This is a genomic window from Clostridium carnis, assembly GCF_054657435.1.
Window position 1 is genome coordinate 2,897,211 of the sequence record NZ_BAAHYS010000001.1, and the last position, 18,320, is coordinate 2,915,530.

At 24.4% G+C, this 18,320-nt stretch carries 21 protein-coding genes and 1 pseudogene; 6 read left to right on the top strand and 16 right to left on the bottom strand.

Going from position 1 to position 18,320, the window contains the following annotated elements:
• Positions 1–20: 20 nt before the first annotated feature.
• The 10 genes from ACYQ1T_RS14090 to ACYQ1T_RS14135 form a co-directional block, all read right to left on the bottom strand.
• Positions 21–155 carry a hypothetical protein gene (locus ACYQ1T_RS14090; protein ID WP_459835930.1) on the bottom strand — a complete coding sequence of 45 codons (135 nt, stop codon included), beginning with the start codon at positions 153–155 and terminating at the stop codon, positions 21–23.
• 90 nt (positions 156–245) lie between these two features.
• The gene (locus tag ACYQ1T_RS14095; RefSeq protein WP_459835932.1) at positions 246–776 is read right to left on the bottom strand and encodes a hypothetical protein; all 531 of its coding nucleotides are present in this window, start codon (positions 774–776) and stop codon (positions 246–248) included.
• Between the two features lie 158 nt (positions 777–934).
• Positions 935–1,300, bottom strand: a complete 366-nt coding sequence (locus ACYQ1T_RS14100) for a hypothetical protein (protein ID WP_459835934.1) — start codon at positions 1,298–1,300, stop codon at positions 935–937.
• A 129-nt stretch (positions 1,301–1,429) separates the two neighbouring features.
• The gene (locus tag ACYQ1T_RS14105; RefSeq protein WP_459835936.1) at positions 1,430–2,158 is read right to left on the bottom strand and encodes an HAD-IB family hydrolase; all 729 of its coding nucleotides are present in this window, start codon (positions 2,156–2,158) and stop codon (positions 1,430–1,432) included.
• A gap of 90 nt (positions 2,159–2,248) precedes the next feature.
• Positions 2,249–3,913, bottom strand: a complete 1,665-nt coding sequence (locus ACYQ1T_RS14110; RefSeq protein WP_459835939.1) for a ribonuclease J — start codon at positions 3,911–3,913, stop codon at positions 2,249–2,251.
• A gap of 100 nt (positions 3,914–4,013) precedes the next feature.
• Positions 4,014–5,522, bottom strand: coding sequence for a DUF1846 domain-containing protein (locus tag ACYQ1T_RS14115; RefSeq protein WP_459835942.1), 1,509 nt, complete (start codon positions 5,520–5,522; stop codon positions 4,014–4,016).
• A gap of 147 nt (positions 5,523–5,669) precedes the next feature.
• Complete coding sequence (locus ACYQ1T_RS14120) at positions 5,670–6,599, bottom strand: DUF6414 family protein (RefSeq protein ID WP_459835944.1); 930 nt, start codon at positions 6,597–6,599, stop codon at positions 5,670–5,672.
• A gap of 77 nt (positions 6,600–6,676) precedes the next feature.
• Complete coding sequence (locus ACYQ1T_RS14125; RefSeq protein WP_459835946.1) at positions 6,677–7,012, bottom strand: hypothetical protein; 336 nt, start codon at positions 7,010–7,012, stop codon at positions 6,677–6,679.
• A gap of 165 nt (positions 7,013–7,177) precedes the next feature.
• Entirely contained in the window at positions 7,178–7,702 is a 525-nt protein-coding gene (locus ACYQ1T_RS14130) for an ECF transporter S component (RefSeq protein ID WP_459835949.1), read from the bottom strand.
• 131 nt (positions 7,703–7,833) lie between these two features.
• The gene (locus tag ACYQ1T_RS14135) at positions 7,834–8,049 is read right to left on the bottom strand and encodes a hypothetical protein (RefSeq protein ID WP_459835951.1); all 216 of its coding nucleotides are present in this window, start codon (positions 8,047–8,049) and stop codon (positions 7,834–7,836) included.
• Positions 8,050–8,210: 161 nt separating this feature from the next.
• Here ACYQ1T_RS14135 and ACYQ1T_RS14140 point away from each other — a divergent pair, with 161 nt between their 5' ends.
• Positions 8,211–8,600 (top strand): PadR family transcriptional regulator, encoded by a 390-nt coding sequence (locus ACYQ1T_RS14140; protein WP_459835953.1) that lies wholly within the window; start codon positions 8,211–8,213, stop codon positions 8,598–8,600.
• Here ACYQ1T_RS14140 and ACYQ1T_RS14145 read toward each other — a convergent pair.
• From ACYQ1T_RS14145 to ACYQ1T_RS14155, 3 genes are read right to left on the bottom strand one after another with little or no spacing between them, the layout of a single operon-like run.
• Positions 8,593–9,618: a hypothetical protein gene (locus ACYQ1T_RS14145; protein WP_459835955.1), complete on the bottom strand. Its 1,026-nt coding sequence runs from the start codon at positions 9,616–9,618 to the stop codon at positions 8,593–8,595. The two genes, ACYQ1T_RS14140 and ACYQ1T_RS14145, sit on opposite strands and share 8 nt — an antisense overlap.
• Entirely contained in the window at positions 9,599–10,492 is an 894-nt protein-coding gene (locus tag ACYQ1T_RS14150) for an ABC transporter ATP-binding protein (RefSeq protein WP_459835958.1), read from the bottom strand. The genes ACYQ1T_RS14145 and ACYQ1T_RS14150 overlap by 20 nt, the downstream gene beginning before the upstream one ends.
• A gap of 8 nt (positions 10,493–10,500) precedes the next feature.
• Positions 10,501–11,100, bottom strand: coding sequence for a hypothetical protein (locus ACYQ1T_RS14155; protein WP_459835960.1), 600 nt, complete (start codon positions 11,098–11,100; stop codon positions 10,501–10,503).
• A 290-nt stretch (positions 11,101–11,390) separates the two neighbouring features.
• Between ACYQ1T_RS14155 and ACYQ1T_RS14160 the strand changes: the two genes are divergently transcribed.
• Positions 11,391–11,849 (top strand): hypothetical protein, encoded by a 459-nt coding sequence (locus ACYQ1T_RS14160; RefSeq protein ID WP_459835962.1) that lies wholly within the window; start codon positions 11,391–11,393, stop codon positions 11,847–11,849.
• A gap of 110 nt (positions 11,850–11,959) precedes the next feature.
• On the opposite strand, the gene ACYQ1T_RS14165 is transcribed toward ACYQ1T_RS14160, so the two are convergent.
• Both ACYQ1T_RS14165 and ACYQ1T_RS14170 read right to left on the bottom strand, forming a co-directional pair.
• Complete coding sequence (locus ACYQ1T_RS14165; RefSeq protein WP_459835964.1) at positions 11,960–12,505, bottom strand: hypothetical protein; 546 nt, start codon at positions 12,503–12,505, stop codon at positions 11,960–11,962.
• A gap of 91 nt (positions 12,506–12,596) precedes the next feature.
• On the bottom strand, positions 12,597–13,181 hold the full coding sequence (locus ACYQ1T_RS14170) for a hypothetical protein (protein ID WP_459835966.1): 585 nt from the start codon (positions 13,179–13,181) through the stop codon (positions 12,597–12,599).
• A gap of 208 nt (positions 13,182–13,389) precedes the next feature.
• Here ACYQ1T_RS14170 and ACYQ1T_RS14175 point away from each other — a divergent pair, with 208 nt between their 5' ends.
• Together ACYQ1T_RS14175 and ACYQ1T_RS14180 are read left to right on the top strand one after the other, a co-directional pair.
• Positions 13,390–14,382, top strand: a complete 993-nt coding sequence (locus ACYQ1T_RS14175; protein ID WP_459835969.1) for a sulfide/dihydroorotate dehydrogenase-like FAD/NAD-binding protein — start codon at positions 13,390–13,392, stop codon at positions 14,380–14,382.
• The gene (locus ACYQ1T_RS14180) at positions 14,382–15,659 is read left to right on the top strand and encodes an FAD-dependent oxidoreductase (RefSeq protein ID WP_459836571.1); all 1,278 of its coding nucleotides are present in this window, start codon (positions 14,382–14,384) and stop codon (positions 15,657–15,659) included. The genes ACYQ1T_RS14175 and ACYQ1T_RS14180 overlap by 1 nt, the downstream gene beginning before the upstream one ends.
• Before the next feature lie 471 nt (positions 15,660–16,130).
• Here ACYQ1T_RS14180 and ACYQ1T_RS14185 read toward each other — a convergent pair.
• Positions 16,131–16,961: pseudogene (locus tag ACYQ1T_RS14185) on the bottom strand (D-alanyl-D-alanine carboxypeptidase family protein); the annotation flags it as partial.
• Between the two features lie 245 nt (positions 16,962–17,206).
• On the opposite strand from ACYQ1T_RS14185, the gene ACYQ1T_RS14190 reads away from it, so the two are divergent.
• Both ACYQ1T_RS14190 and ytfJ read left to right on the top strand, forming a co-directional pair.
• Positions 17,207–17,812, top strand: coding sequence for a DUF2953 domain-containing protein (locus ACYQ1T_RS14190; RefSeq protein WP_459835971.1), 606 nt, complete (start codon positions 17,207–17,209; stop codon positions 17,810–17,812).
• Positions 17,813–17,821: 9 nt separating this feature from the next.
• A complete protein-coding gene (gene ytfJ, locus ACYQ1T_RS14195) occupies positions 17,822–18,301 on the top strand; it encodes a GerW family sporulation protein (RefSeq protein WP_459835973.1) in 480 nt (159 codons plus the stop codon).
• Positions 18,302–18,320 lie beyond the last annotated feature (19 nt).

Here is an 18,320-nt window from a genome sequence, read left to right on the forward strand (position 1 = left end):
TATGCTAGGTTTATTTTTATTTATTTCTTTATTTTCTTATATAACTTTGCATCATGAATTATATCCATAAAATCCTCTGCCATTTCCATTAAAATATTACTCTTTAATTTGTTTTTATGTAATTTCTTTTTCATTTTTTTGACCATTTTATTCATAATAAAAATCCTCCTCTATAAAGATTTATCTATAATAGTTTCCCACTTTTTTAGATTATTATCAGAGGTATAAAATGTTTATATTTCTAATTATATTCCATATTTTCTTAAGATACCCTGTAAAATTTCTTCTCTTTTCTCATTTAAATATTCACCAATAAAACTCTCCACATTAATTTCTCTAATATTCATATTATAATTAGAAATTATACTCATTAGAACTAACGAATCAATATCATATGAATATAATTTTTTTAATTCATATTTTATATCCATTAGATTAGAAAAGTTATTATCTTTTTTATATTTTTTTATTTTTGATTCCATACTAGTATTATATTCTCTTATTTTATATATAACTTTTTCACTTATTTTTGATTTGTTTTTTAAGAATTCCTTTTCATAGCTTGTCTTTATATTAAACAACTCAGTTAAGGTATATTCTTTATTTAATATTTTAACTTTATTATTATTATATAAAGAAGAATTTAATATATATATTAATGTGTTTTCTTCATTATTTAGATTATCTTCTAGTATTTCTTTTCCACCAACAATTTCTATAGCCTTTCTTAAATGTTTTATTTTTTCTAACATTTTTTTATCTTCAAGTTGTATCATCTTTTACTCCTATATAAAAAATATTTTTATTTTAATTATATAATCATAAAAAGTTATTGTCTATAATATACACCTCTTAAGTTTTTTTATTTATATTTTAATTTAAAAACAAAAAACTGTGCACTAATTATTTAGTGCACCAGCTCTTTAATAGTTTCTTAATATTGTTCAGATTTAGTTTTAGTATAATTAATACTTAAAATATTATGATATTTTTTATGTCCTAAAACCTCTTTAAATAAACTCTCAAATAATGCATTTACAAAAGCAAGTTTTCTTTCAGATAGTTTTGGTATTCTACTTGAATAAAAAGATAAAAATGTCTCTACTGGAGATATATTAAGAAAGTCATTATTGAATAATATTATCTTTATAAAATCTTCATCTTTTATAGCTTCCTTAAACACTTCATGAATTCTTCTATTAATTAAATCATGATAATTATTGTATTGTTTTTCAAAGACAGTATTTGTTTTTACTACTAAATTGTCCGGCACACACACTTTTAATCTTTCAGACTTCACTTTTATTTCCACCTCTAATCTTATAAATTTAAATTTCTATACTATTATATTAACATCAAAAGAATACGTTTTCAATATAATTTTCAGAATATTCGCCCATATTATTTTAAAATATAATATGGGCGAATTTTATAATATATTTATAGAATTTATATCAAGATTATATGTTACATCTTTTCTTTCTACTATAACTTTTATTTTTTTTCTTAATTCATCATTCTCTAATATTTTAGATATTAATTCTTTAGTAGGATTTATTGCATACGGTACACCTACTGAATTAAACATAGTAACATCACCTGATGTATCACCATAAGCATAACTTTTGCTTAAATCTATATCATATTTATCTTTTAATTCATATATAGCTTTTAACTTGCTTTCATGATCCCACATAGGTATAATATCACCGCTATATTTTTCATTTTCATCTAATTTATAAATAGTTCCTCTATAATCATCCATATTGTATTTTTCAGACATTTCTTTTACTAGCTCCCTTGGAGAACCTGATATTGCAATTACAATATGCCCTTGCTCCTTATGCCATTTAATTCTTTCTCTACTAAATGTATATACTCTATCACCTTTTTGTTCTATTACCCTCTTTGCTATGTAATCAATATGATGTTTACTTATTCCTTTTATAGCTTCTACATATATATCTACCATTTTTAATAAATATGTATCATAATCTCCCTGTCTTTTATCCCACTTAAGGTATGCAGGTCTTACATCCTTATACCATTTGTTTTCACTTACAAGTTCATATTTAATTATTTTTTTAAATACTTCTGTAATTAATCCTTCTCTATATATAGTTCCATCAATATCAAAAAATGCTGCTACCTTTTTCATTTATTCCTCCTATGTATTTTTAATTATTTTATAGTATTATATCATTAAATATAAATATTTCAATTGTTTTTAAAAATACATTTTTTATAATTATATTTCCATAATTATCGGAATAATTGTAGGCCTTCTTTTTGTTTTTTCATAAATATATTTTTCAACAGACTTTTTAATATTAGTCTTTATTAAATACCACTCTACTACTCTATTATCTAGACATTTTAGCAATTCACTTTTAGCAATTTCTTTTACATCATTAATAAGTTGTTCTGACTCTTTAACATAAACAAAACCTCTTGTTATAATATCCGGTCCCGCAATTATGCTATAGGTATCTCTTTCTATTGTAACTACTATATTAACCATTCCATCTTGTGCTAAAGATTTTCTATCTCTTAAGACTAGAGTTCCTACATCGCCTACTCCTAAACCATCAACAAATATTGTTCCAGTATTAATTTTTCCAGAAACCTTCGCCTCTTCTTCAGTTAATTCAAATACATCTCCATCTTGTAAAATAAATATATTTTCTTTACTCATTCCAAGACTTAATGCTAAATCCTTATGATGTTTAAGATGTCTATATTCTCCATGAATAGGTATAAAATATTTAGGTTTTATTAATCTATGCATTAATTTTAATTCTTCTTGATAAGCATGCCCTGAAACATGAACTTCTTCTAAAGCTTCATATATTACATTAGCACCCTTTTTAAACAATTGATTAATAACCTTTGATATAAGCCTTCCATTTCCAGGTATAGGTGATGCTGATATTATATATAAGTCTTCAGATTCAATTTTTATTTTTCTATGGTTATCATAAGCAATTCTAGCTAAAGCAGACATAGCTTCACCTTGACTTCCTGTAGTTATTATTGTTATTTTATTATTTTCATACTTATTAATATCATCAATTGATATCAAATAACCATCAGGAATATGTAAATAGCCAAGTTCCATAGCAACTTCTGATATACTCTCCATACTTCTACCACTAAATGCTATTTTTCTATCAAATATTATTGATGCATCTATTATTTGTTGCATTCTATGAATATTTGAAGCAAAGGTAGCCACTATAATACGCCCTTTTCCATTAGCAAATATTCTATTTAATGTATTACCTATACTTTTTTCTGACATAGTATGACCTTTACGTTCAGAGTTTGTGCTATCTGCCATTAACAATAATACTTTTTCTTTTCCAAGTGTTGCAAGTCTTTCTAAATCTATATATAAATCATCTATAGGAGTTAAGTCTATTTTAAAATCCCCAGTATGTAAAATAACTCCTATTGGAGTATGTATTGCTATACAACATGAATCTGCTATACTATGTGTACTTCTTATAAATTCAATTTTAAATTTATCTAATTTAATTTCTGCACCTGCTTCTACAGTATTTAAAGAACATAATGATAGTATATTATGTTCTTTTAATTTATTCTTTACTATTCCAAGTGTTAATCTTGTTCCATATACAGGCACATTTAATTCCTTTAAAATATATGGCAATGCCCCTATATGATCTTCATGTCCATGAGTTAAAAATATCCCTTTAACTTTTTCTCTATTATTCAACAAATATGATACATCTGGAATAATTAAATCTACTCCATACATTTCTTCATCTGGAAAAGCTAAGCCACAATCAATAACTATAATTTCATTTTCAATTTCAAAAGCTGTAATATTTTTACCAATTTCACCAAGTCCACCTAACGGTATAATTTTAACAATTTCTTTTTTATCCATATTGATTCCTACTTTCTTAAAATATTACTTTTAGTATATCCAAAGTATAAATAAAATAATTCAAAATAAAAAAACACATGTATATACATGTGTTTTTTTATTAATTATTATAATAAAGACTATCTGTTGGATATTGTGCATCACAAGTAATATCAATTCCAAGCTTTCTAAATGTTTGATCATCACTTCCACTTATTATAGTAGTAGAATGTGCTTGGCAACCTTTTAACATTTGTAATTTATCTAATGCTACTTGTGCTGTTGGATTCGTAGCTGCACATATACTTAAAGCTATTAAAATTTCCTCACAGCTTAAAGCAGTATTATTACTTCCAAGAGTTTTAGACTTTAAATTTATTATTGGTTCTAATATTACAGGTGATATTAAATGTATTTCATCAGATATATTTGCAAAATGTTTTACAGCATTTAAAATTACTGCTGCAGTTGCATCCATAACTTCTGATGTTTTCCCTGTTAAAATTGTTCCATCATGTAATTCTAAAGCTACTGCTGGGCAAACCTCATTTTTATTAGCTAGTTGTTTTAATTTTGCTGAATGATTTCTTGCCGGAATAACTACTTTTCTATCTGTTTCTTTTAAGTTTAGTTCTTCCATAATTAATTTTGCTCTATTAGCAGTTTCTTTGTCTATATATCCTTTTTTATATTCACAGCTCGTCTTAAAATATCTTCTTATTATTTCTTGCTTTGATGCTTCCTTAACAACTTCATCATCTATAATACCATATCCTACTCTATTTACTCCCATATCAGTTGGAGATTTAAATATAGATTCTTCTCCTGTAATTTTTTCAATAATTCTTTTAAGAAGAGGGAAACTTTCAATGTCACGATTATAATTTACTGCAACTTTGTTATAAGCATCCATATGGAATGAATCTATCATATTAACATCCTTTAAATCTACTGTTGCTGCTTCATAAGCAATATTTAGCGGATGTTTAAGAGGTACATTCCAAACAGGGAATGTTTCAAATTTAGAGTATCCTGCAACATTACCACGTTTATTTTCATGATATAATTGGCTTAAACATGTAGCTAGCTTTCCGCTTCCAGGACCAGGAGCAGTTACAACTACAATTGGCTTAGAAGTTTCAATATATGGATTTTTACCATATCCTTCATCACTTACTATTGTATCTACATCTGTAGGGTATCCCTTAGTTGACTTATGTTTATATACTTTAATTCCTCTACGTTCTAATTTATTAATAAATACTGTTGTAGCAGGTTGACTATCATAACGAGTAATTACAACACTATTAACATCAAGTTCATAACTTCTTAAGTCATCTATTAATCTTAAAACTTCTAAATCATATGTAATTCCAAAATCGCCTCTTATTTTATTTCTTTCTATATCCCCTGCATATACACATATAACAACTTCAACTTTTTCCTTTAACTTATGAAGTAATTTTATTTTAGCATTTTCATCAAATCCAGGTAAAACTCTTTTAGCATGAAGATCAAATAGAAGTTTCCCCCCAAATTCTAAATATAATTTATCATAGTTATTTACTCTTTCTAAAATAAACTTAGATTGTTCTTCTAGATATTTTTTATGGTCAAATCCAATTTTCATTTTTTCTCCTCGCTTACTATGTACTTTATTTTTACTTTAATCAAATTCTTATTATACAGTATTTTATTTTCCATTTCTATAATTAAAAAAGTTATTTTCTATTTAAATTCAATAAAAAAAAGAGCATATGCTCTTTTTTATTGAATATTAAATTGATATGCTAATTGGTAATAATAGTAGTATTTCTCCTTCTAAATATAAGTTAGGTTTATCTGGGATAGGAATATTTTCTCCATTCAATAAATTAAAGTATGGTTCTAAACTTTTTAGCATTTTTTCATAATAACTTTCAATAGTACATTTTCTTAATAAACTTATTTTTTCATTGTTCATAATTTTAATAATTTTTCCAAATACTTTACATTTACAATATGCTAAATCAAACATATATGCATTATTATTTAAAAAATTATTTTCATTTATAACCATTAAAATTTTTTTATTTTCATCTATGTCCATAATTAAATCTTGAGTTCCATTTTTTATAAGAGAATTTTTTAGACTAGTTAATATATTAGATATACTCAAAAAATCTAGATTTAATTTATCATCTTTTTTTCTAAGTCCATTTAAAAAATCTATATTATAACTACTTATTATGCTTATTAAAATATCTAAGTATGTTACTATTGATAAAGTATTTATAGTACCTTTTACCTCTATATATTCTCCAACTTGTAACGATGATACGTTTAAATTATTATCATTAATTTCTCTTATTTCATTGCTACTTTTTAAATTATTTAATAACTCTTGATGAAAAGAGAAATTAGCTTTTATTGTTCGTATCTCTTCTTCTCTTCTATTAAAATTTCTATCTTCTAATTGACTATTATTTTCATTACTATTTTGTTGTTGATTATTGCATCCAGTATGTTTACCCTTATATCCATCATTTTCATCATTAATTAATTTTCTCTCTTCATTAGAAGCTCCTCTTGCACTTAATCTTACACTTCCTGTTAAAGTCTTATCTGTAATATTCCTTAGTGTTCTTATATCTATATAACCATTTAAAACCATAGAGTCCAAATTTCTAACTAATGTTTCATCTAAATATACAAATAAATCTAACATAGTGCACTTCTCTCCTTTTAGATTTTAATTCTCCAGTTATACATATATATTAGTTTATTTATATAAATATTTAAGTTTTAAGAATCTTTTTTGTTTTTTAAAAAAATTGCCCTAATCTCATTTAATAATTCTTCCTCAGAATGATCTTTTACTACTTTTTTATTGCCTACTTTTTTTAACATTTCTATAATACTATACTCTTCTTCTAATTCTTTAATTGCTTTATTTAATTCATCTTTATTTTTTTTACTAATCACATAAGAATATATCTCACTTTTACATTCAGTACAAATAGCTTTATAACATTTATATTTAATCTTTCCAATATTAAAATCTTTACTTTTTATTTCTTCCTCAACATTAAAATATTCAAACTTTTTACAGTTTTCACAGTATTCTCTATTTTCAAACATTCTTATCACCTCATATGTATAGTTTGTACTAGTACTAATATTATCTCATATTTTTATAAAAATATAAAAATATTTTTACTGCTATACATATAGATAAAATTTATATAAAATGTTTTATAATATAATACATTTTCTTCAATAGTAATTATATTTTATACTTTTATGTTAATATTTTACAATACTCGTTTTATCAAGAACCTTTTTAACTGCAATTGACAATGGTATAGCAATAATTATTCCTATAGTTGTAGTAACTAAAGATGTACTTAAACTTGCTATTGCAACCGCCCATGTTTTACCAAAAATAATTAAATTAGATATAAAATATCCCATAAGTGATACTATTCCACCACAAATAAAACCTAAAATATTTAGTTTTAAATTTTTACCATTATTTCCATTTGAAAATGATATTTTACCAGCTATATATCCAGTAAGACCTTTTATTATTAGTGTTGGAATTGTCCAAGCTGCAAAATCACTTAATAAATCAAATAATGCACAACCTATTCCTCCTGCTAAGCCTGCATCTTTTCCAATAAGTGTAGCACTTATAAATATTAAAGTAGTTCCTAAATGAATCATTGACATTGATGATCCTATCGGAATTCTAATATTTATAAATGTTCCAACAAAACACATTGCAGCTAACACCCCTATAATTACTATCTTTTTTGTCTTAGAATTCATAAAAAAATCCCCCTTACATTTTTTGTATAATATATATTTATAATATTAGTTTATTATTTTACAGTCAAATGTATCGATATATTATTGCGAAAAAATAAAAGGGTACTATAAAAAGTACCCTTTTATTCTCTTTACCAGAAACAGCCGCCACCAAGTAGCAATAACCAGAATAATGGGAAAAATCCACAACCTCCGCAACCATTTCCCCAACCGCCATTACAGCAATTGTTAAAGTTACATCCGCATCCACATCCGTTTCCGCAACCATTTCCCCAAGAGTTGCAGAAGTTATTGCAACCACAATTTCTGTTACAACAACTGTTACAACAACATGATTTCTTTGACATGTATATCAACTCCTACTCTTTAGTATAGTATATTGTATTCTTTATTTAGCTTTTTGGTTCTGAACTTATAGCTTATTTTTTATTATAATTATTTACGAGTATTTTATTTAAGATGTATATTTATGATATAATAAAGTAAATAGCTTAATGGAGGAGATTAAATGAGTACTAGAAATCGATTAGTAGCCCCTAGAAATGTTGTAAATACTAAGATGTTATATAGCTTTTATATTTTAAAAGAACTATCTAAAGGTGAGAATATATTTGGAAACAAAGTATTAGAAATATTTAAAGAACGTTTTTCAAATTCACAATTACCATTTCCTGTATCATCTAGTTCTATATATGAAACTCTTTACGACTTAGAAAACAAAGGATATGTAGTTAGCACTTGGTCTGGGGATGAATTTCTAAATAAACGCACAAAAAAAATATACTCTATAACTGACGATGGAGTATATTTTTATAAACACCATATTGTAGAGTATATTAATAACTTAAAGAAAACAAAAGCTACTTTAGATATAATGATTGAAATGCTGATTAATTAATTAACCAGCATTTTTTTAATTTTTTTTCTATTCTTTTTAACACTAAATAAGTAATTAAACTTGAAATACTAATAATTATAAATCTATAGACAAATAATTGTACACCATCTAAAGTATAATATAAAAATTCAGACTCTATTAGTGAAATTATTAATGGAGATAATACTAACCCAATGAAGGTACAAATCATAATTTTAAATATTTTCTTTGAAAAATTAAAAATAATTCCATCTCCCATATTCTCTACCTTCATATATTTTGTCATCTTTACAGAGGAAACTAAAAGAATAATTCCTATAAATATAAATCCTAGTGAAATAATAATATTATAGCCTATATTTAAATTTAAAATAATATTACCACCAATAAAATCTAAGATGTAATTTATAAATAAATATATATTATCCATAAACTTTGAATAAAATATATTATTAAATAAATTATAAAATAAAGCAAAAAAATACATAAATCCAAATATAATTCCACCAGTAAGAAATAGTACATTTGAAAAAATATTATCTATAAAAAATAAACTCCCTATTACTATTAATGATATAGAAACTATCTTTAGAATATCTATTACTATGATAGTATTAAAAACAGTTGTATATTTAAGGATGTCCTTATAAATAATAGCTTCTCTAGCGATTATTACCAAGTAAATCCCTATAAATACCAATATAGAAATTAACATAATAATAATTTCTCTTATACGAATATCTTTTCTTCTAAAAGGTCCTGATAAAAGTGTTGACCATTTTTTTCTTTTATGTAGTCCTGCAACTATTAAAAAATTTATGAATAAAAATAGTATAAGTATAAATATTGTTCCATAAGCAAATATTGATTGAAAATATATATTTTTATAAGTATATAAAATTTGTTTTGAAAAATTTCTAAACCACTTTGCTATAATTAGATTTAATATTATAAATGTATTAATATATAAAACCATTAAAAATATAAAAATGTTTTTATCTCCTTGAAAATATAAGCTTTTATTTAAATATTTCTTCATTACCTTCTCCCCCGTCAAGCCTATTAATAAATACTTCTTCTAAACTTAAACCTATTTCATCTATAAACAATGGATTAAGGCTTTCAAGTGAACTTTTAAAATTATCATTATATTTTTCTGTAATAATCGTAAATACTCTGCCAATTTGAGAAATATTTAAAACTCCCTCTAAATTTAAGTCTTCTTCATAAACAGGCTCCTTAAAAGCTACTTGTATTTTTCTCATATTTCTTTTTATATTATCTAAAGAATTATAGTACTCAACTTTACCATTATTAAGTATAACAATATCATTGCATATTCTTTCAAGCTCATATAGATTATGTGATGATATTATTATAGCTTTATTCTTTTTGGATTCATTTACTATTAACTTTAAAACCTTTTCTTTTAATATAGGATCTAATCCAGATGTCGGCTCATCTAAAACAATTATATCTGAGCAAATTGAAAAGGCCATCATCAAATTTACTCTTACCTTCATTCCTTTTGAAAGTTGCAAAAATCTTTTATTTATAGGAATTTTAAATATTCTATTAATCATATAAAATTTATTTTCATCAAAATTTTCATATATACTTTTATAATATTCTATAATTTCTTTTAATGTAATTAAATAAAAACTATTATGTTCATCAGGCACATACGCTATTCTTTTCTTAATTTCTATATTATCATATATATCTTCATTATCTAGTAATACATTTCCTTTAGTCCCTTTATAAATACCAACCATACTTTTAATTAATGATGTTTTACCTACACCACTCGGTCCAACTATGCCTAATATTTTACCTCTTTTAACTTCAAAATTTATATCTTCTAAAATATATTTATCATTTAACTTTAGTGATAAATTATTCACTTTAAACATATATTATATCACCCCTTATTTTCTATATTATAAGGACCATATTCTTCATAATAATCAACTACATAGCCCTCCCCCTCATCAACTATTACTATATATAGGCTAGAATCTACATATTCATTACTATCTATATTTAGTTTATTATTCTTTATATCTCTTTTAATAAACTGTCTATTATATACTCCTTTACCATATACCTTATAATACCTTACATCATTTATGTTTTTATAAGTCTTAATTGCCTCATAAGTTTCTAAATGCTTTTTAGATATATATTCCAGTTCTCTTCCTTTAACTTCTTCTATATCGTACTCTATAAAACTAGGAAGATTACTATTTAGATATCCATAATAGGTGTCATTATCTATATATAATCTATATCTTTTAGAAATGCTTTCATAAAATTCATTTGGTATAACTAACTTAGTATAATTTAGATTTTTCACTATTTCTTCTTTTACATTAAAATAAAGCAAAAAGTTCTCTAACACTTTTTCTGGATCTTCATATTTTATTTGTTTTTCGTAAATCTTATTACAATTTATAAAAGCCGTTATAATAAAAAAAACAATTGCAAGTATTCCAATTGCTAAGCTCGTTGACTTCTTCATTTTTATCCCCCTTATACGTAAAAAGCAAACTATACTATATAATATAGTACAACCTAATTATATTAATATCTTCCTTTAAATTCAATTAACTTTTTCTTAAATTAATATTTTAACTTAGTATAATGTTCAACATATGCTATTTTCTGAAAAATATTATTTTTCTAATTATTCAGAAAAGTAATGTTCTAAATCATTTTTTTATGGTAAAATATTCAATAATAACTGTAACTAAATAAATATATTTCTATATATTATTAATAAATGTAAATTAACTTTTGAGGAGGAATATTATGAACCACAAAAATATAAAAGAAGAAGTTGTTAAAAACTATTTATTTAATTCATCTTTAAAGCATAAACATATATCTTCTTTTGATCTTATAAACTGTAAATTAAATTTGAAATTATCTGAAACTGATTTTTCTTTATATGAAGATTTCGTAGTTGTACTTAAAAACATTAAGACTAGAGAAATATACTATTGTGAGTCAGAAATTCTAAATGACTCATTAATTGTAGATTTAAATTCTTTAAACTTTTTATGTACAGATCATGAATATATGCTTTTAATAGTTACTAAAAATAAAAATGATTATGAAATTTTATATCCTATTCTAAAAAATAAATTTTGTGATAGTATTAGTTCATCAAACGACTCTACTACTATTCCTGTTAAATGGTATACTCGATTTATTGAAAATGGAGAATTTAGATTATCTACTATAGTAAAAAAATATAGCATTTCTTAATTATGTACATGCTTTATATAAAACATAAGTACGGATTACAATGTTATACCCCGTACTTATTTTCATTTAATGTAGATATTTATATTAAATTAAACTAATATTCTAATATATTATAATTGAATATTCATTTCTTTACTTATTTTTCTATAATTTTCAATATGTTTTTCTTCTAAATAAAACACTGGAAAATTTAAATTATAATTTCCCCAAATAGTTAACGGTATATCTAAAAAATAATACGTTATAAAAAATAATTCTCTAGTTGATAATCGTGTTAAAAATGGTATTATCTTTATATCCTTAACAATAAAATAAATTGAGTTTAGTTCTTTATTATTATAAATTTCTTGTAAAATTGGCTTATCTTCATTCTTACTTAACGAAAGTAAATTCCCAAATTCATCTTCATTTAAATTTTTTATATAAAAATCAATTGCAAGTGATATAGATTTTTTATTATTTAATACATATGCTCTTTCTAAAAAAGTAATAAATTCTTTTTCATTATAATTAAAATCTTTATTTTCTTTTATAGTAAGTGTTGAACTTTTAAACATTTCAAACCCATCTAATATATTATTAAATTTAATTTTAACTATGCTATTAAACATATCTTCAGTTATTATTTCTAACTCTTTTCCTAGTATATCTCCCATATTTTATCTCCCAAAATTTAAAATATTTTTATATTAATTTCACTTTTTATATTGCTTATATATAGAAATTAATTTAATATTACTAACCATTTTAAATTTTAAACTTAGCTTTTAATATTCCTAAAACATCTACATAAGAAGATGCTTTTTTTTCTTTTACTATGGTATTTTCAGAAAATAAATAAGCATACCAATAGCTTTTCTTTTCTAAAATATTTTGAATTTTGTATACTAATAAAACATCCTTATTTAAAGTAAATCTAGAACTTTGTATTAACTTATTTATATAACTTATTCTCTCTTTTGAAGACACCTCTAAAAATTGCATAAAAGATTGTGTATTTTTTTCATTACTAATAGTTATCATTAAATTTTCTATAGCTTTTATATCATTAATTAAATCTTCTTCTATAGAAAAATATAAAACTAGTTCCTTTGGTAATGCTTTTTTATCATCATATTTTCTCCAAAGAACTTCAATATTTTTTTTATTATATTCACTAACTTTTTCTCTATTATTTACTAAAGCTGAATATCCTAATACTTCTCCAACAGATATTATATATTTAACTTCTTGATTTATTATATCACTTTTAGAGCTATCATTATTCAACCCAAACTTCACATAATTTCTTACTAATCCCTCAAATATATTCATTAAATCAAACTCAAACATTTACTATACTCTTTCTCCTTTTTAATAACTATAATATTTCTTTAATTTTAACACTATAATTCCCTATATTAAATACTTAAATTTCTTTTTATATTTTTTATGTAGAATTAAAGGGAAATTCATTGATTTAAGAGATATTATAAATGTAACAAATTTAAAATTTTAAAATAAGTTATTATTATGAAATCAATAAATATGGAGAGAGTTAATGATTAAAGAAGCAGTAGATTGTATTGATGCAGGTACAGAGTTTTGTCCTTGTCATTTAGCTGAATCTGGTGAATGTATATTATGTTCTCAGTTACAAGGAAGTTGTTTTTGTGATTGTTTAAATTGGAAAGGTGTATGTATATATCATGAATTTATAGACAATGGATCAAAGGCGAAAGAAGGTAGAAAAACATATAATTGTATCGTTGAAGAAAAAATTCTATATAAGCCTGATGTTTTATTAATTAAATTTAAATCACCTCATAAGCTAGCTATAGATTTAGTTAAACCTGGAAGTTTTATTTTCATTAGATCTGATGAAAATATTTATTTTGATGTTCCAATATCAATTTTAGATTCTAATATAGAAAATAATATAATTACTATTATGATAGAAATACGAGGAATAAAAACTAAAAAGCTATTAGATATAACTAAAGGTGATGAAATAACAATACGAGGACCTTATTGGAATGGAGTATTTGGTATAAAAAACATACAAAGACAAAAAGAAAATGATGTGTTAGTTATAGCAAGAGGAATAGGAATGGCTCCAATGATGCCTGTTATAAGAAAGCTTACATTAAATAATAATAAAGTAAATTTAATTTTAGATAAGACACCCTATAATAGAATATATGTAGAGGATTTATTAAAAGAATATCATTTAAACCCAATAGAAATGAATGTAATAGATAAAGGAAACTTATCTTTAGAAGTTAAACTTGCTATTAAAAATATGATTAATGAAAAAAATATTAAATATATACATGTAGCAGGAGCAGATATATTAACTGTAAAGATAATAGAATATTTAGATGAATTAGGTGCAAGCAATATTCAATTATCATGCTGCAACAATGTAAAAATGTGTTGTGGTGAGGGCGTATGTGGAAGTTGTACAGCTAGATTTTCTGGACATAGAGTTAAGCGTTTTTGTAAAGTTCAAGATGATCCTAGAAATGTTTTTGAAGGGAGAAGATTTATATGATAAAAGTTATAATTGTTGGAGCTGGTTGGGCTGGTTGCGCTGCAGCTGTAACTGCTAAAAAAGCAGGAGCAGAGGTACATCTTTTTGAAAAAACAGACCTTTTATTAGGATTAGGTAACGTTGGTGGAATAATGAGAAATAACGGTAGATGGACGGCTTCAGAAGAATTAATAGATTTAGGTGCGGGTGACTTAATTAATGTTGTTGATGACTCAGCTCGACATAAAGATATAGAATTTCCTGGACATAAACATGCAACATTATATGATGTAAATATAATAGAAGGAAATGTTTCTGAATACCTAAAAAAAATGGGTATAAATATTTATACAGAAAGTCGAGTAAAAGATATAAAAATTGATGGTAATAAAATTAAAGGAATATTTCTAAGTGATGATACTTATATTGAAGGAGATGTATTTATAGAAACAACAGGTACAACAGGTCCTATGGGAAATTGTTTACGATATGGAAATGGTTGTTCAATGTGTGTCTTAAGATGTCCTGCCTTTGGTCCAAGATTAAGTATTAGTGAACGATGTGGTGTATCTGATATACAAGGTGAACGTGATGAGGATATATTAGGTGCATTTTCTGGATCATGTAAACTTGCAAAAGAAAGTTTATCTGAAGAAATTTTAAAAGAATTAAATGAAACAGGAAAAGTAATTTTAAAAGTTCCTAATGAAGATATAAATTACGATAAATTAAATGCGAAGGTATGTCAACAATATGCTTTAAAGGAATTTGCAGAAAATATTATTTTACTAGATACTGGACACGCAAAGTTAATGACTACTTATTATCCTCTAGTAAAGCTAAGAAAAATAAAAGGCTTAGAAAAAGCAAAATATGTTGATCCATATGCTGGAAGTAAAGGAAATTCTATAAGATATCTTTCAGTAGCTCCAAGAACTAATGATTTAAAAGTTAAAGGTGTAGATAATTTATTCTGTGCTGGAGAAAAAAGTGGGCTTTTTGTTGGTCATACAGAAGCTATTTGTACTGGTAGTCTAGCAGGACATAATGCTGTAAGGTTAGCAATAGGTATTCCCCTTTTAATATTACCTGCTTCAATAGCAATAGGAGATATAATTTCTTACGCAAATGAAAAAGCAAGTACTAGAGAGGGAAGAAGAAATAGATATACCTTTGCTGGCGCAGAATATTTTAAAAGAATGTGTGCGTTAGGATTATATTCACTTGATAAAAAAGAAATTTCAAATAGAATTAAAAAGTTAAATTTAGATGGTGTATTTGAACAAAAACTTATATAGATATTAATTTTTATAATGAAAATTTAAAATAAGAAAATCGCTTTTGATAATTTTTATATTATTAAAAGCGATTTTCTTATTTATATAGTAAAATAGTACTAATATTTTTATTAGTACTATTTTAATAAATTCATAATAATTTAGGATACATTCGTAATCATTAATTATTATCCCTAATAGTTAACTTTTTATACTAAAAATCTAAAAATATTAATTAATAAAGGTTTTTAATTAATTATTAAAAATTATCTTCTGAAATTCTTCTTTTGAAATGTTTTTTGTACTTATTAGTGGAGTTTTACATTTTTCAAACTTTTCATCCTTAATACTTACTTTTCCTACTATATCTCCTTCTAAAATATCTTTAGATGGATTAAAAACTTCTACCTCTAAGTTATCTGTCTCCTTATATCCATAAGTAAAATCACTATCTTCTATAATTGAACCTAAATTCATAAATCCTTGTTTTTCTAAAATATCTCTTTTTAATGTACTTTTAAAGGTATTAGTATTAATAACATAATTAAATATTTTTTCTGTTTGGTTCCATCTATCAACACAATTAAGAACTACCATTATTATATTTCTTCCTTCATAATTAACAGATGATACAAGACATTTTCCTGCCTGACCAGTATATCCTGTTTTTACACCATTTGCTCCAGGTATTCTATATAGTATTTTATTTATATTTTGATAATCTCTAGTAAAATTATATTTATCTTTAGTAATTACTTTTTCACCAACAATTTCTCTAAAAACTTCACTTTCCATTCCCTTTGAGGTTAAAATTGCTAAGTCATAAGCTGAAGAATAATGTTTTGAACTATCTAATCCATGTGGAGATTCAAAATGAGAGTCTATTATTCCAATACTTTTTGCAAAGTCATTCATAATATTAGCAAATCCTTCTACTGAACCACCTATATCTTCAGCTATAGCAATTGCTGCATCATTACCTGATCTAAACATAAGTCCAAATAGAAGCTCTCTCATTGTAATTTCTTCACCAGCTGAATATCCTACTGTAGACCCCCTTATTGATGAAGCATTTTTGCTAATAGTTACTTTTCTATCTAAATTACCATAATTAATTGCTATAAGAGAAGTTAAAATTTTAGTTGTACTAGCCATTGGAACTACTTCATATCCATTTTGATTCCATAAAACTTCTTTTGATGATCCATCAATAGCAATTGCACACCTTGCACTAACTCTTAAAGGAGTTTTTAAATCTACCTTATTATTTACATCTGATATATTTATATTGTCTAAATCTATAACCTCATCATCTATGTCCATATAGTCATCTTCTAATAAAAATGCTTTTGGATAATTAATTTGAAATTGTAGACTAACTAAAATAGTTAATATCATTACACTTAATTTTTTAAAATATTTTTTATTCATAAAATCACCCTCTATACTAATCATCTAAAGATAGTTTGTTCATTTTTTTATGTTTTAAACATAAATTTAAGTAATTTTTTAGATTATTTTATTCATTTATGGGAATACTATTAACTAGCCAAAATAGGAGGATAATTATGGTTTTATTATTAATCTTTTCAATTTTACTGTTGCTTTTTTTAATTCCAATTCCATTAAAAATAACGATTATAGTAGATAAAAACTATTATGCTTTAAAATTATTTAAATTAACTATATTTTCGCCTGATAAAGGTATTGGAAATAAATATCTAAGCAGAATAATTTCAAATGTTAATAATAATCGTAAAAACAAATCCTCATCAAAAGATATTAAATCGGAGTCTAATACCTCTACCCCCAATAGCAAAAAATTAAAAGCAAAAAAACTATCACTTAAGTTATTTTACCTAAAAATAACTCAAAATAAGTTTAAACCTGGCTTTTTATTAAAAGGGGATCTTTATTTTGACCTTGAGGATTCTGCATATACTGCAATATCATATGGACTTTTGTGTAATTTAAATCCTTTAATTATATTCTTTATTGATAAAATATTTTCAATAAAAGAATTTGATTTAAAAATACATCCATTATTCAAAGGGAGTAATTTATTAAAATTTAATATTACTAGTATATTTTATACTAATATTGCTCAAATTATATATATATTATATTTAACTTATAAATCTTATATAAAAATAGAGGAGGTGACTCCCTTATAGGGAAATATTATGTCAAATGAACATCCAGTAGAGAACTTAATGAGAAGTACAATGGAAAATTTAAGAGATATGATTGATGTTAATACTGTTATTGGAGAAGCTGTAGAAACAAAAGATGGAAGCTATATAATTCCAATTTCAAAAGTTACTTTCGGATTTGCATCTGGAGGTAGCGAGTTTGGATCACAATCTAAGCCAGCTCCAGATAAAGATGCAAAGCATCCATTTGGTGGTGGATCTGGTGCAGGTGTTACTGTAAAACCAGTAGCCTTTTTAGTAGTTAGAGATGATAATGTTAGACTACTACCTGTAGACCAAAATAATACTTATGATAGAATAGTTGATTCTGTTCCTCAAGTATTAGATATGTTTAAAGGTTTTTATAATGACATGAGTGCAAATAAATCTAAAAAATCATCTAATTGTAAAGATAATTATACTAATAGCGAATGTGATGATAGTGATTCATCATCAAATAATCTATACTAACCTTATAATAAAAAACGGT

Excerpts from the sequence above, each read along its gene's own strand:
- ACYQ1T_RS14120 (WP_459835944.1), bottom strand. The coding sequence starts at position 6,599 with ATGTTAGATTTATTTGTATATTTAGATGAAACATTAGTTAGAAATTTG.
- ACYQ1T_RS14165 (WP_459835964.1), bottom strand. The coding sequence starts at position 12,505 with ATGGGAGATATACTAGGAAAAGAGTTAGAAATAATAACTGAAGATATG.
- ACYQ1T_RS14130 (WP_459835949.1), bottom strand. The coding sequence starts at position 7,702 with ATGAATTCTAAGACAAAAAAGATAGTAATTATAGGGGTGTTAGCTGCA.
- ACYQ1T_RS14125 (WP_459835946.1), bottom strand. The coding sequence starts at position 7,012 with ATGTTTGAAAATAGAGAATACTGTGAAAACTGTAAAAAGTTTGAATAT.
- ACYQ1T_RS14095 (WP_459835932.1), bottom strand. The coding sequence starts at position 776 with ATGATACAACTTGAAGATAAAAAAATGTTAGAAAAAATAAAACATTTA.
- ACYQ1T_RS14090 (WP_459835930.1), bottom strand. The coding sequence starts at position 155 with ATGAATAAAATGGTCAAAAAAATGAAAAAGAAATTACATAAAAACAAA.
- ACYQ1T_RS14170 (WP_459835966.1), bottom strand. The coding sequence starts at position 13,181 with ATGTTTGAGTTTGATTTAATGAATATATTTGAGGGATTAGTAAGAAAT.
- ACYQ1T_RS14145 (WP_459835955.1), bottom strand. The coding sequence starts at position 9,618 with ATGAAGAAATATTTAAATAAAAGCTTATATTTTCAAGGAGATAAAAAC.
- ACYQ1T_RS14175 (WP_459835969.1), top strand. The coding sequence starts at position 13,390 with ATGATTAAAGAAGCAGTAGATTGTATTGATGCAGGTACAGAGTTTTGT.
- ACYQ1T_RS14135 (WP_459835951.1), bottom strand. The coding sequence starts at position 8,049 with ATGTCAAAGAAATCATGTTGTTGTAACAGTTGTTGTAACAGAAATTGT.
- ACYQ1T_RS14115 (WP_459835942.1), bottom strand. The coding sequence starts at position 5,522 with ATGAAAATTGGATTTGACCATAAAAAATATCTAGAAGAACAATCTAAG.
- ACYQ1T_RS14160 (WP_459835962.1), top strand. The coding sequence starts at position 11,391 with ATGAACCACAAAAATATAAAAGAAGAAGTTGTTAAAAACTATTTATTT.
- ACYQ1T_RS14110 (WP_459835939.1), bottom strand. The coding sequence starts at position 3,913 with ATGGATAAAAAAGAAATTGTTAAAATTATACCGTTAGGTGGACTTGGT.
- ACYQ1T_RS14155 (WP_459835960.1), bottom strand. The coding sequence starts at position 11,100 with ATGAAGAAGTCAACGAGCTTAGCAATTGGAATACTTGCAATTGTTTTT.
- ytfJ (WP_459835973.1), top strand. The coding sequence starts at position 17,822 with ATGTCAAATGAACATCCAGTAGAGAACTTAATGAGAAGTACAATGGAA.
- ACYQ1T_RS14150 (WP_459835958.1), bottom strand. The coding sequence starts at position 10,492 with ATGTTTAAAGTGAATAATTTATCACTAAAGTTAAATGATAAATATATT.
- ACYQ1T_RS14140 (WP_459835953.1), top strand. The coding sequence starts at position 8,211 with ATGAGTACTAGAAATCGATTAGTAGCCCCTAGAAATGTTGTAAATACT.
- ACYQ1T_RS14190 (WP_459835971.1), top strand. The coding sequence starts at position 17,207 with ATGGTTTTATTATTAATCTTTTCAATTTTACTGTTGCTTTTTTTAATT.
- ACYQ1T_RS14105 (WP_459835936.1), bottom strand. The coding sequence starts at position 2,158 with ATGAAAAAGGTAGCAGCATTTTTTGATATTGATGGAACTATATATAGA.